Annotated in this window: 10 protein-coding genes; all 10 read right to left on the reverse strand. The window is 45.8% G+C overall.

The features are described 5' to 3' along the window. Positions 1-67: 67 nt before the first annotated feature. Positions 68-1,903 carry a Na/Pi cotransporter family protein gene (locus WMO28_RS05150; protein WP_349056253.1) on the reverse strand — a complete coding sequence of 612 codons (1,836 nt, stop codon included), beginning with the start codon at positions 1,901-1,903 and terminating at the stop codon, positions 68-70. Between the two features lie 155 nt (positions 1,904-2,058). Beyond that, entirely contained in the window at positions 2,059-2,559 is a 501-nt protein-coding gene (gene greA / locus WMO28_RS05155; protein ID WP_349056255.1) for a transcription elongation factor GreA, read from the reverse strand. Positions 2,560-2,622: 63 nt separating this feature from the next. Continuing rightward, complete coding sequence (locus WMO28_RS05160; RefSeq protein WP_349056256.1) at positions 2,623-3,156, reverse strand: CarD family transcriptional regulator; 534 nt, start codon at positions 3,154-3,156, stop codon at positions 2,623-2,625. A gap of 334 nt (positions 3,157-3,490) precedes the next feature. After that, a complete protein-coding gene (locus WMO28_RS05165; protein WP_349056258.1) occupies positions 3,491-6,475 on the reverse strand; it encodes an NYN domain-containing protein in 2,985 nt (994 codons plus the stop codon). Positions 6,476-6,568: 93 nt separating this feature from the next. Next, positions 6,569-8,125 (reverse strand): ABC-F family ATP-binding cassette domain-containing protein, encoded by a 1,557-nt coding sequence (locus tag WMO28_RS05170; protein ID WP_349056260.1) that lies wholly within the window; start codon positions 8,123-8,125, stop codon positions 6,569-6,571. A 42-nt stretch (positions 8,126-8,167) separates the two neighbouring features. Continuing rightward, the gene (locus tag WMO28_RS05175; protein ID WP_349056261.1) at positions 8,168-9,553 is read right to left on the reverse strand and encodes a sodium-dependent transporter; all 1,386 of its coding nucleotides are present in this window, start codon (positions 9,551-9,553) and stop codon (positions 8,168-8,170) included. A 953-nt stretch (positions 9,554-10,506) separates the two neighbouring features. Beyond that, the gene (rpsI, locus tag WMO28_RS05180; RefSeq protein WP_296047082.1) at positions 10,507-10,899 is read right to left on the reverse strand and encodes a 30S ribosomal protein S9; all 393 of its coding nucleotides are present in this window, start codon (positions 10,897-10,899) and stop codon (positions 10,507-10,509) included. Positions 10,900-10,915: 16 nt separating this feature from the next. Further along, the gene (gene rplM / locus WMO28_RS05185; RefSeq protein WP_118608682.1) at positions 10,916-11,344 is read right to left on the reverse strand and encodes a 50S ribosomal protein L13; all 429 of its coding nucleotides are present in this window, start codon (positions 11,342-11,344) and stop codon (positions 10,916-10,918) included. A gap of 235 nt (positions 11,345-11,579) precedes the next feature. Then, on the reverse strand, positions 11,580-12,887 hold the full coding sequence (locus WMO28_RS05190) for a GHKL domain-containing protein (protein WP_349056262.1): 1,308 nt from the start codon (positions 12,885-12,887) through the stop codon (positions 11,580-11,582). Next, positions 12,884-13,612: a LytR/AlgR family response regulator transcription factor gene (locus tag WMO28_RS05195; protein ID WP_349056263.1), complete on the reverse strand. Its 729-nt coding sequence runs from the start codon at positions 13,610-13,612 to the stop codon at positions 12,884-12,886. Before WMO28_RS05195 ends, WMO28_RS05190 begins: the two co-directional genes overlap by 4 nt. Between the last annotated feature and the right edge of the window lie 2 nt (positions 13,613-13,614).

Raw genomic sequence — 13,614 nt, forward strand, 5'->3', positions numbered from 1 at the left:
TACTGCACAAGCCCTGGTATCTGCTTTATAGACAGACAACCAGGGCGTGTGTGTTTATTTTCTTATCTTATTGTGCTCCTGACAGTGCTACTGCCTGTCCGGCCTTCTTACCGGCAGCGGCTTCTCCTGACAGCGGCGGCAGCGGATACTGATTCCGTATCATCTCAAGCTCGTGATAGAAGGTCTCATCCGGGCTGTGCTTGAGCTGCTTCAGATGCTGATGCGTATCAAAGGAATCCTCATGAACCTGCGTCACACAGACGCCGATGTTGGAGCAGTGATCCGCAACTCTCTCCAGGCTGGTAGTTACATCCGAGAGAATAAAGCCCATTTCAATGGTACATTCCCCGGCGCGAAGCCTCTGAATATGCCTGTATTTCAGCTCTTTGCTCAGCTCATCGATTACCTCTTCCAGTGGCTCGATCTCTCTGGCCAGCTGCACATCCTGATTTTCATAAACTTTATATGCAATATCCACAATATCCTCAACTGCATGTTCCATCACACGAAGCTCTTCCAGGGCTTTTTCCGAAAAATGAAGTCCTTTACTGTAAAGCTCCTGGGCTGATTCCATAATGTTCACACCGTGATCGGATATCCTCTCAAAATCTCCGATACAGTGCAGCATAATGGATATGCTGTGGCTGTCATGAACAGAAAGATCTTTCTGGTTCAGCTTTACAAGATAGGTTCCAAGCTCATCCTCGTAGCGGTCTACCTTCTTCTCGGATTCCTCGACCTCTTTCTTTCCTTCCTCCGTAAAATGCTTCAGAAGATCCAGTGCCGTGAACAGCGTTCTGTGTGAATCCTCTGCCATTTTTCTTGCTGCATTTCTGCTCTGCTCAACTGCAAATGCCGGTTTCTCCAGGAAACGGCTCTCCAGAATCATGAAATCCGGATCAGCTGCAGGTGCTTTTTCTTCTTCCTTCTTATCACGGATGGTAAGACAGGCAAGCTTCTCCAGTCCTTTGGAAAACGGAAGCAGTACCAGTGTTGCACTTACGTTAAACGTACTGTGCAGAATTGCGATTCCAGCCGGTGTTGCTGCCTGTGACATAAAGGAAAAATGTACGGCTGCATTGACGGTATAAAATACTGCCATAAAAAGCATTGTTCCGATCAGGTTAAAGTACAGATGCACCATCGCCGCACGCTTTGCATTCTTGTTTGCTCCGATCGCAGATAAAAGTGCGGTGATGCAGGTACCGATGTTCTGTCCCATGATAATCGGAAGTGCTGCGCTGAACGGCACCATTCCTGTCAGACAGAGTGCCTGCAGAATACCCACCGATGCTGAGGAAGACTGAATAATAGCTGTAAGTACAGCTCCTGCCACTACTCCCAGAAGCGGATTAGAAAATTTCACAAGCAGTCCGGTAAACTCCGGTACCTCTGCAAGCGGCTCCACAGCCCCGCTCATGGCGTTCATTCCATACATCAGAATGGCAAAGCCTACAAAGATGGTTCCGATGTCTTTTTTCTTCTGGCTCTTTGTGAACATGATCAGGATCACGCCGATCAACGCAAGGATCGGTGAAAATGATGTCGGTTTAAAAAGACGGATGATAAAGTTATCACTCTGGATTCCTGTAAGACTTAAAATCCATGAGGTAACTGTTGTTCCGATGTTCGCTCCCATGATGATTCCCACAACCTGGGAAAGCTTCATAATTCCTGAATTTACAAATCCTACGACCATGACTGTAGTCGCAGAAGATGACTGAATAACTGCAGTGACGCCCATTCCAAGAAGAACTGCTCTTATCGGACTGGATGTAAGTGTTTCCAGAATACGTTCAAGTTTTCCGCCTGCTACCTTTGCAAGACCGTCGCCCATCAGGTTCATTCCATAAAGGAAAATGGCAAGGCCGCCAAGCAATGCCAGTACACTGAAAAAATCCATGATTCTCTCCTTCACTTTCTCATATTTGATATGTTTGATCTTCGATTTCTCATTTCGACATTTTTCATGATAGCGGCCCTTTGTAAAGTTTTCCCCACCGGAATGTAAAATCTGTGTAAAAAAATAAGGCAGGTTCTCCTGCCTTATCATTTCGGTTAAAATCCACGGATCTCTTCGTCTTCAGATCCTGTCTTGTCAATAGACTTGATCACAAGGTAATAGCTGTAGCCATCATTAACCTTCACCTCAACACGGTCGCCAACGCGATGGCCACGAAGAGCTTTTCCGATGGGGGATTCGATACTGATACGGTTCTCCATGGAGTTTCCTCGGATTGAAGTGACAAGCTTGTACTTCTCGATCTCATTGTCCTCCTCAAAAAGCACCTCTACGATATCGTCCATTCCCACCTCATCTGCTTTGGAATCATCGGATACGATGGATGCTGTCTTCAACATTCTCTCCAGATAGCGGATACGACTCTCGTTCTGGTTCTTGTGCTTCTTTGCCGCGTAATATTCAAAGTTCTCGCTTAAGTCACCCTGGGCACGTGCTTCCTTCACGGCTTCGATGGCTTCCTTACGTACCACCAGTTTGCGGTATTCGATTTCCTGCTCTATTTTTTCAACGTCCTTGCGTGTAAGCTGCTCTCTCATGATCTGTGGCATCTCCTTTTTTTCTGTTTACCGAAAATACCATATCAGATAGTTTCCTGTTTGTCAAACAGCGCAGGCTGTCTCTGCCTCTTCCGTACGTTGTCTTATACGCTGTTCAATATAGACTGCCATATGTTCTTTTGGAATATCCAGTAACATGGAAAATTCAGAATAGAGATGATCCTCTGCCATTTTCAGATACCGTTCATCAGTAGCGGTTGTTTTTTTGCCATGGGAAAGTCTGGCCTGTTTACGAAGATAGATGGTCTTGATGATCCGTAAAAGATCTCTGCACTCACAGGTGCGGATACATTTCTTGTAGCTGTCCTCACGGAACTTCTCATTCTCAATACTCAGTGTCTCTATTGAAGGAATCTCATCGATCAGCCGCTCTGCTTCTTCTTTTGAGATAATTGCACGAAGCACCTGCTTGCCGCCTTCCACCGGTGTAAAAATCTTCCCTTCTGTCTCTCCTCCCGGCTTCAGTACATAATAAAGCCTCTCTGCGGAAGAGCCGTCCACCTTCATAGTGGTAACTCCTGTCACCTGACAGATTCCGGTACGACCATACACAACATATTCGCCTGTTTCAAACATTTTTCCACATCCTTCCTCTGTTATTCTTGTCTTTACTGCTTTTCTGTGGCGTTCATTGTGCTTTTTAAGCATTCCAATATTTATTGAATTGCTCTAATGAAAACTCCCTGGCTGGTATAAGATCCAGACAAGGAGTTTCTCACTGAGGATTCTATCCTTATTTTACTACTTTTTCCATTTATTTGCAAAAGAATTCAAAAAGCTTTTTTATTTTTGTGAAATATGCTCATAACTGGACGTGTATGGGATTTGTGCAGTTTTTACAGTGCATATGTGCATATTTTCCGAAAATAAGCAGGCCGCACATTTTTCAGATGTACAGCCTGCTTTTGCATTATATTTCTTCTTTTTTCTTTCTTCCCAGACGGATATCTTCCATATGAGACTTTAATTCCGGTGTCATATTGTCGAACAGGTAGTTCTTCGTGTTGTCACGGCGATCCTTCCATTCCTCCCTGAGCTGTTTTTTCGCGGAAGCAATCTCGTCCTGAAAACCACGGGCTGAGATTCTTGCTGCGCCCTGTCCCATGATGATGATCTGCTCCAGACCATCGGAAGTTGCAACTGTCACATTATGTTTCCGTCCGATTTCATGGACTGTACGTTCAATGTACTGATCTGCTGTTTCCGCTTCTTTCGTATATACCACATGAATGTTATGATACTGGAAAGTTTCCTCCGGGTGTCCCTCCACGCGGTAGGCATCGAATACCAGGATCAGGATGCAGCCCTTGATTCCCTGATAATCACTTAAAATGTCCATTAATTTGGTCTGAGCTGCATGAAAATCTGTCTGCGCCAGATCTCTTAAGTCCTCCCATGCAAAAATAATGTTACATCCATCCACCAGAAGGTATTCATCTCGATGGATCACAGGATTGTTGTTTTTCCATGCGCCCTGACTGGTTTTTGCCGGTGTGGCAGTCCCCTTGGAAAAGCTGCTGCCACTTTCCACATTTCCGAAGTTCCGGCCGTTATCGTTATATTTCTTCGATTTCACCGGTCCAAAAGTTTTCTCAAAGATCGCTTTCAGCTCTTTTTCTTCTTCATAACTTCCATACATGGAGGTGTATTTTCCACGGGATTTATTTCCTGTCCTATAAACCGTACTGTTTGAATCTCCATTCTGAACGCTGTGGTTCTGCGGTGCTCTGCTGCCGGTTCCTTCCTGCAAATCATCATACGCATCGTCCCATTCCGGAAGCTCTGTGCCTTCCAGATGCATGTATTCCTCCACCTCATACCAGGGAACTACAAAGCCTGCTCCATGGGCACAGAATACAGAGCCTGTGGGATTCTCCAGATCCCGCTCCGAATCATAGCCGATCTCTTCTGCGATCTTTTCCGGATCCTGGCATGGCTCATAGCCTTTTAAGGTACAGGTGAGATGCCCTTTTCCTCTTGTGTAGGAAACTACCTGGCTCTGATAGTCGCGCATTTTTTCCACAGGCGCGCTTCCTGTGATCACAGCCATCTCGCCTTCCGTCTCCGGCCCCTGGAAACTGCCCTGCATCCGCTGGATATCCGTCATGGCACGTCCCACATTCTCTGCCGGAAGTTCCAGGCGAAAGCTGTAATATGGCTCCAGTAATACTGTCTGTGCTTTCTTTAATCCCTGACGCACAGCCCGATAAGTGGCCTGACGGAAGTCGCCACCTTCTGTATGCTTCAGATGTGCCCGACCGGTAAGCAGCGTGATCTGCATATCCGTGATCGGGGAACCTGTAAGAACGCCCAGATGCTCTTTTTCCTCCAGATGAGTCAGGATCAGCCGCTGCCAGTTCCGGTCAAGCTGGTCTTCATTGACCGCTGTAAAAAACTGCAGCCCACTTCCGCGCTCGCCAGGCTCCAGAAGAAGATGCACCTCCGCATAGTGTCGCAGCGGTTCAAAATGTCCCACACCTTCTACCGGTGCAGCAATGGTTTCTTTATATACGATATTTCCGGTTCCGAATTCCACAGCCACGTGAAAACGCTCCCAGATCAGATGCTTCAGGATCTCGATCTGTACCTCGCCCATCAGCATGGCGTGAATCTCTCCCAGCTGCTCGTCCCACATAATATGAAGCTGTGGTTCTTCCTCCTCCAGCTCCTTCAGGCTTTTCAGCATTTTGTGGGCGTCGCAGCCTTCCGGAAGGATGATCTGATAATTCAGGACAGGTTCGAGAACCGGCATGGCAGATTCCTTCTCGATTCCAAGACCCTCGCCCGGGTAGGTTCTGGTCAGGCCTGTTACAGCACAGACGGTTCCTGCCTCTGCTTCTTTTATCATATCGAATTTTGCACCGGAATAAATGCGGATCTGATCGGCCTTTTCCGCCCAGACCTCATCCTCTGGGATCCCTTTTCGTTCTGCATTTGTCAGGGTTTCCTTAACTTTCAGGCTTCCTCCGGTGATCTTCATATACGTGAGACGGTTGCCCTGATCATCCCTGGCAATCTTAAATATTCTGGCACCGAATTCAGACGGGTAGGACGGAACTGCCATATACGACTCCATTCCATAAATAAAGGTATCCACACCTTCCATTTTCAGTGCAGACCCGAAGAAGCAAGGGAAAAGTTTCCGCTCCAGGATCAGCTTCGCCACTTCCTTCTTTGGGATCTCGCCAGTTTCCAAAAAGCTTTCCAGAAGCTCTTCGTCACACATGGCGATATTTTCCAGGAAATCATCGGTTCCGTTGACAGACTCTCCGCTTCCGGATTCCTGTGCCGGGTTCTGCCCGCTATTCGTCTGAAGCTGCCTTGTCTGCATTCCGGAGTTATCCACCGTTTCTGATCGTATTGCAGCCTTTTCTGCACCAGTACAGTCCAGTTCTCCACTGAAATCCACACAATTTCCACTCAGTTTCTTTTTCAGCTCACCTAGAAGTGTATCCCTGTCAGTTCCCTCCTGATCCATCTTGTTCACAAAAAGAAATGTGGGGATCTGATACTGATTCAGAAGTCTCCAAAGAGTCTGTGTATGCCCCTGCACGCCATCGGCTCCGTTGATCACCAGGATCGCATAATCCAGTACCTGCAGCGTACGCTCCATCTCCGCCGAAAAGTCCACATGTCCCGGCGTGTCCAGCAGGGTCACTTCCAGATCTCCCATAGAAAAAACTGCCTGCTTGGAAAAAATGGTAATGCCCCGCTCCCGCTCCAGCTCGTAGGTATCCAGATATGCGTCCTTGTGATCCACACGTCCGGCCTTACGGATCCTTCCACATTTAAAAAGCAGGCCTTCCGATAATGTCGTCTTTCCTGCATCAACATGAGCCAGAACACCAAGGCTTATTTTTTTCGCTTTTTCTATATTCTGAGGTTTTTTTTCCATAAAAATACCCCTTTCTGTCTTGTAGTGATACTCACTATCATATCATAGAAAGGGGTATAAGTCGAATTTAGTTCGTTTTTATCAGAATCTTTATCAGAATATCTTAGTGGTCCATTTGCTCATATCCCAGACTTCATTTACCACATCCTGATAAAATTCCGGCTCGTGGCAGATGAGAAGGATACTTCCGCGGTACTCGCGGAGTGCTTTTTTCAGCTCGTCCTTAGCGTCCACATCCAGATGATTGGTCGGCTCGTCCAGAAGGAGAATATTCGTATCGCGGTTCACCAGCTTGCAGAGACGTACCTTCGCCTGCTCACCACCGCTTAATACCCGTACCTGGCTCTCAATATGCTTCGTTGTCAGGCCGCATTTTGCCAGTGCGGAGCGCACCTCATACTGGGAAAAGGACGGGAATTCCTGCCATAGCTCCTCGATACAGGTAGTCCGGTTCTCACCCTTGACCTCCTGCTCAAAATATCCGATCTCCAGATTCTCTCCCTGCTCTACGCTTCCGGAAATCGGCTTGTTCAGCCCCAGAAGGCTTCGAAGCAGTGTCGTCTTACCGATACCGTTGGTTCCCACCAGTGCGATCTTCTGGCCACGCTCCATAGTGAAATTCAGAGGCTTGGAAAGTGGTTCGTCATATCCGATCACCAGATCATGTGTCTCAAAAAGCATCTTGCCCGGTGTACGTCCATAGCGGAAATTGAACTCCGGCTTCGGTTTCTCTGCAGCCAGCTCAATCACATCCATCTTATCCAGCTTTTTCTGGCGGGACATGGCCATATTTCTTGTAGAAACACGCGCCTTGTTTCTGGCTACGAAGTCCTTCAGCTCGCTGATCTCCTGCTGCTGTTTGCGGTAGGCTGCCTCAAGCTGCGCTTTTTTTACTGCATAGACTTCCTGGAAATGATCATAATCTCCTACGTAGCGGTTCAGCTCCTGATTCTCCATATGATAAATGATATTTACCACGGAGTTTAAGAACGGAATATCATGGGAGATCAGAATAAACGCATTCTCATAATCCAGGAGATATCTTTTCAGCCATGCAATGTGCTCTTCATCCAGGTAGTTGGTCGGCTCGTCCAGAAGAAGAATATCCGGCTTCTCCAGCAGAAGCTTGGCAAGAAGTACCTTGGTTCTCTGGCCACCACTTAAGTCCGTAACATCACGGTCCAGACCGAGATCAAGAAGTCCCAGTGCCCTGGCAACCTCCTCCACCTTTGCATCAATGGAATAAAAATCATGAAGCGTCAGCTCATCCTGGATAGTTCCCAGTTCTTCCATGAGTGTATCCATTTCCTCCGGATCTGCAGTTCCCAGCTCGTCACAGATCTCGTTCATGCGCTCTTCTTTTTTCAGCAGCGGGTCAAAAGCAGATTTCAGCACCTGGCCGATGGTCATGCCTTTTCCCAGGACTGCATGCTGATCCAGATAGCCTGCGTGGACATTTTTTGCCCATTCTACCTTGCCCTCATCCGGCATCAGTTTTCCGGTTACGATACTCATGAATGTGGATTTTCCCTCGCCATTGGCACCCACAAGTCCGATATGTTCTCCCTTCAGAAGCCGGAACGACACATCTTCAAAAATCGCTCTGTCGCCAAAACCGTGTGTCAGATGTTCAACGTTTAAAATACTCATAAATCAAAATTCCTCAATCTTTTATAATCGATCATTTTTCTGTTACATACTGATGATTCCCAGCACATTTGCAATAGAGCTCAGCAGTACAATGATCAGGCAGACCGGTGCCAGATACCTGATAAAGAAACGATACAGCCCTTTTCTATGGAATTTAGAGGACTGCTCGATCTCAGCCGCGATCCTGTCGTAGCCCACAACACGCGTAACCAGGAAGCAGGTCGCAAGTGCTGCCAGCGGCATCATCACAGAGTTGGTCATAAAGTCAAAGAAATCCAGGAAATTCATTCCGAAGATCTTCAGAAAATCCAGAATTCCATAGCCCATGGAGGATGCACTTCCGAATACAAGCATGATCACTGCCATGAGAATACAGCTTTTTCCTCTGCTCCAGTGAAGCTCATCCATAAATGTGGATACACTGGTCTCCATAAGCGAAACCGCACTGGTCAGTGCTGCCAGAAGTACCAGCAGGAAAAACAGGATTCCTGCTCCTGTTCCAACTCCCATGGTCGCAAAAACCTTCGGCAGTGTAATGAACATCAGGGACGGCCCCGCCTGCAGTGTCTCCGGGTTTCCGCCGGAAAAAGCAAATACTGCCGGAATGATCATCAGTCCTGCAAGGATCGCAATACCGGTATCGAAGATTTCTACCTGCGTGGTGGACTGCTCGATATCCAGCTTCTTATGCATATAAGAACCGTAGGTATAAAGGATTCCCATGGCAATAGACAGGGAATAGAACATCTGCCCCATAGCTGCCACGACCGTCATCCAGGAAAAATTCTCGAAGTTCGGCACCAGAAAATATTTCACTCCTTCTATGGCTCCCGGGCGGCTGATGGAATATGCTGCAACGATCACCGCCAGTACTACAAGAAGCGGCATCATGATCTTTGACATGCGTTCCACGCCATTCTTGACACCACCAAGAATGATGGCAAATACAAGTGCGGCAAAAATAAGGAACCATACTTCCACCTGCCAGGAATCTGCAATAAAGCTTCCAAAGTAACCGTCTTCGGAAACCTTCTGTACATTTCCTCTGAAATATTCTGCCAAATATTTGATTACCCAGCCGCCGATCGTACTGTAATATGGCACGATCAGCATCGGGATCACTGCATTCAGCCATCCGCCTACTTTAAACGGTGCACTTTTTCCAAAATGCTCAAATGCTCCTACCGGACTCTTTCTTGTCATTCGGCCAAGTGCTGTCTCAGACATGATCAGCACATATCCAAATGACACTGTCAGCAGAATGTAAACCAGCAGAAACATTCCGCCACCGTATTTCGCCGCCAGGTAGGGAAAACGCCAGATATTTCCCAGACCTACCGCAGATCCGGCAACAGCCAGCACGTAACCGATCTTCCCGGAAAAACGCCCGCGCTGATGGCTGTGACCGGATTTTTTCTCTTCATTCATCCATAAAACCTCCTTATATTATCCTGTGTAAAAAAAAATCTCACAGGATCAACACCTATGAGAGATCTATATGAAAATATAGTATCAAAAAAGTATGTAAATGTCAAAAGAAAAAACCGCTCTATGCTTTATTATAACGTTCTGATGTATATTTTTCGTACACATTGTTCTGTGATATAATAATTATGTTGCTGCCCCAATCTGGCAACGGAAAGGGGGTGTCTTCATTGAATCCTATTACTTCTTTTTTAGTCGCTGTCGCGGCTGGTGTAGCCTGCCACTACATCATCAAATGGTTAGACAGCGATAAATAACAGCAACTAACCTCGGTTTGTGTACCGCAAAAGCACAAAAAGAAAGCTCCCGGAGTTCGCACCTCCGAGAGCTTTTGTCTTACATTGAATATCTATTACTTCTTTTGCCTATTGGCATTATATCATATGAATTTTTTGTTTGCAATATACCTAATATGCTTTTTCAGCGTATTCCTGCTTATATTATATCTATTCATCAAATCTATTTGTTTTATACTTCTATCGGTAAGAAATTTCTTTATATCTTCCTCAAGCTCTGGTGACATTTTATCAAGCTGTCCTGTCTTGCGTCCAGATTTCTTACTGCTGGCAGCAATTCCATCTTTTATACATTTTACCGTAATTTTTCTTTCTTGTTCTGCCCGGATTAACAGTTCTATTATATCTTGTAAAGATTTCTGGATAGTCTTATTGTGCCGTCATTATAATTATTTATCAGCATATTTTGACGTTTTTATAATAAACTTATTGTTGTTGTGTTTAAATGTCCCTTTAGGGGTTTCTCTATTTACTTAAATTCCAGGCATAAAAAACCTCGGAAAATCAATGTTTTCCGAGGTTTTAATAAATTTCTGCATAAGCTCCACAAACTGAACTCGAAAAAGACTTCTCTTTCTCTCGTTGTCGCTTCGCTCCAAATTATCGTTTGGAGAACTGTGGTGCACGACGAGCAGCTTTGAGACCGTATTTCTTACGCTCTTTCATACGTGGATCACGTGTAAGGAATCCAGCAGCTTTAAGAGCTGGTCTGTAGTCGCTGTCTGCCTCAAGGAGTGCTCTGGAAACACCGTGACGGATTGCTCCAGCCTGTCCTGTGTATCCACCGCCGTGAACGTTAACGATCACGTCGAATTTACCCTCTGTCTCTGTAAGAGCGAGTGGCTGACGAACGATAACTTTCAGAGTCTCAAGTCCGAAGTACTCATCGATGTCTCTTTTATTGATAGTGATTTTACCTGTTCCAGGTACCAGGTAAACTCTTGCGATTGATTTCTTTCTTCTTCCTGTTCCGTAGAATTTTGCGCTAGCCAATGTTTTCTACCTCCTATTAAAATGTTAAAACTTCAGGCTTCTGAGCCTCATGTTTGTGCTCTGGTCCTGCGTATACGAAAAGTTTCTTGTTCATAGCTCTTCCAAGAGGTCCTTTCGGAAGCATTCCCTTAACTGCGAGCTCGATAACCTTCTCAGGTTTCTTTGCTAACATTTCTTTTAATGTGGTCTCTTTCATTCCACCAACATACTCGGAGTGGTTATAATAAATCTTCTGCTCAAGCTTCTTGCCTGTAACTTTGATCTTATCAGCGTTTACAACGATTACATAATCTCCTGTGTCAACGTGCGGTGTAAACTGAGGTTTGTTCTTTCCTCTTAAAACACTTGCAACACCGGATGCCAGACGTCCCAGAGTGCAACCCTCTGCGTCAACTACATACCATTTTCTTTCGATTTTATCCGGATTAGCCATATAAGTCTGCATGGTCCTACCTCCTGTTATTTATCAACGATAATGTTTCTCAAACCGCGGTACTTCCGCGAAAAAGTAAATGGAAACGCGGGTGCAAAATAAATCGCGGAAATGTCCGAAACCGCTGATAAAATGCCGTCGCCGGGGCTATTGGCTCAAGCATCTTCGCACTACGTCACATTGAGTTATTATATTATAATGAATTGTGCCTGTCAACTGTTTTTTCATGTAATTTTCAACAAAATTCTCATCGAATCGGGATCAGGATTTTAAGTTCAAACCAGTTGTCCTTCTGGCAGGCCACAGTGGAGCCGCCGTACTTCTCCACAGTAGCGCAGATACTTTTCATGCCGTATCCATGAAGCCGCTTATCCTTCTTGGTTGTCACCGGCATTCCGTTTCGGAACTGGATCTTTTCATCGCAGTAATTCTCAGTACGGATGCGGACGAACTGTTTTTCTCTGGATACGTACAGCCAGATCAGACGTTTCTCTTTTTCCTTCTGGCGGCTGACACTCTCAATGGCATTATCCAGCATATTTCCAAACAGTGCACTGATATCCATATCATCCATGAATGACAGGCTCTGTCCCTCCATGATCACCTTCAGCTCGATCTCCCGTTTCTGGCATACCATAGATTTATTTGTAAGCATAGCATCCAGAATCCGGTTTCCGGTCTTGTTCTGCGTCTCATAAACCTTGATCTCATGCTCCATCTTATCCAGATATTCCTTTGATTTTCCGGTGTCTGTCTGGCTTCTCAGAAGATTGATCTGATGCTTCAGATCGTGATATTTCTGATTGACCACATCAATACTCTCCCTGGAAAGCTGATAATTCTTATACTGCATCTCCATGATGTTGCGGAGAGCATCTTTTTCCAGGCGGAGCTGCATCTCCTTGACCTGGATATGATAAGCGTACAGCACCGCCATCCCGCTTAAGTCCACCAGTGTACGGATGATATAGATATCCATTGCAAAACGCCCGCTGAACAGTCCGTTCTGATCCAGATAGCTTAAATTACTCATTCCAAAAACAGCAGCCGCAACGATAACCACAACAAGCAGCTCCCGGCGTGTCACATTCAGCTCCTCGATATCTTTTTTCAGATAACGTTCCATAAGAAAAAGGATTCCGAAAAGCAGTGCATAAACCACAGCCATGATCACCCATTCCCAGTAAAACCCGCAATCTGTCAGTTCATGGATGTAATAAAAAACCTGCCAGCACAGAGACGCCGCGAACTCTCCATTGATAAAAGCCTTCACACAGAAAAATCCAGCTTCCCGTACTGTAAAACGATTACATATGTAAATATAAAAATATAAAAGCCCGATGATCACCACCATAGCCGGAAGAAACAACGCATTTCCAACACCATGGGTCCATGTCATAAACAATAAAAGGAGGGCAAACTGAAGACAGCTTACCGCACCCAGCTTCCATCCCTCTAATTTTCTTTCGTTGGAGCCTGCGATCACAAGCCCCGACATGGCATAAGCTATGGCATAGTAATAACCTGGTGTATTCAACACCTCTCCTGCATTCATTTGCCCACCTCATTCAGATATTCATTTAATGCGTCAAGGAAAGGCTTCCGTCTGCTGCGGCTGACCTGGATCACGTCACCGTTTACGCATACGTCACTTCCCACATAATTCTCCACATACTCAAGATTCACGATATAGCACCGGTTACACCGGAAAAATCCCGCCGGGTCCAGCTGGCTCTCTGCATCCTTCATAGTTCCCTTGGTACTGTATTCCCCTTCTGTGGTATGATAGATCAGAAGATGATCCTGTACCTCCACGTAACAGATCTTCGCCACATCCAGCTTCTGCATTCCGCCCTTCAACGAGATCGTAATATATTCACTCGCTGAGGTCTTTACACGGGAAAGAGCTCTTCCCATACTCTCGGAAAAAGAAAACCAGGAAATTGGTTTCAGCATATAATCCAGTGCATTGACCTTATAGCCCTGTATGGCATACTGCGGTGCATTGGTGATAAAAATGATCTCCACATCTTTATCAAGCTCCCGGATCTTCTCTGCTGCCTTCATTCCGTTCATAAAAGTCATCTCTATATCCATAAGAAGCAGATCATAGTCTGCCGAATATCCCGTAACGATATCCTCTCCATCCTGAAATTCCCTTATGGAAAATTTCAGCTTCTGTTCTTTTTCGTATTTGTGGAGACAGGACAGAAGCGCCCTTCTGTCCTGCTCATTATCCTCTACTACTGCAATGCGGACCATAGCTGTCTTCACCCCCATGA

It is taken from the genome of Blautia aquisgranensis, from assembly GCF_040096615.1.
Lineage (GTDB): Bacteria > Bacillota > Clostridia > Lachnospirales > Lachnospiraceae > Blautia_A > Blautia_A aquisgranensis.

Bases quoted from the DNA above. Each gene is read 5' to 3' on its own strand.
- WMO28_RS05190 (WP_349056262.1), bottom strand. From the start codon at position 12,887: ATGAATGCAGGAGAGGTGTTGAATACACCAGGTTATTACTATGCCATA.
- WMO28_RS05170 (WP_349056260.1), bottom strand. From the start codon at position 8,125: ATGAGTATTTTAAACGTTGAACATCTGACACACGGTTTTGGCGACAGA.
- WMO28_RS05175 (WP_349056261.1), bottom strand. From the start codon at position 9,553: ATGAATGAAGAGAAAAAATCCGGTCACAGCCATCAGCGCGGGCGTTTT.
- WMO28_RS05150 (WP_349056253.1), bottom strand. From the start codon at position 1,903: ATGGATTTTTTCAGTGTACTGGCATTGCTTGGCGGCCTTGCCATTTTC.
- WMO28_RS05195 (WP_349056263.1), bottom strand. From the start codon at position 13,612: ATGGGGGTGAAGACAGCTATGGTCCGCATTGCAGTAGTAGAGGATAAT.
- greA (WP_349056255.1), bottom strand. From the start codon at position 2,559: ATGAGAGAGCAGCTTACACGCAAGGACGTTGAAAAAATAGAGCAGGAA.
- rplM (WP_118608682.1), bottom strand. From the start codon at position 11,344: ATGCAGACTTATATGGCTAATCCGGATAAAATCGAAAGAAAATGGTAT.
- WMO28_RS05165 (WP_349056258.1), bottom strand. From the start codon at position 6,475: ATGGAAAAAAAACCTCAGAATATAGAAAAAGCGAAAAAAATAAGCCTT.
- WMO28_RS05160 (WP_349056256.1), bottom strand. From the start codon at position 3,156: ATGTTTGAAACAGGCGAATATGTTGTGTATGGTCGTACCGGAATCTGT.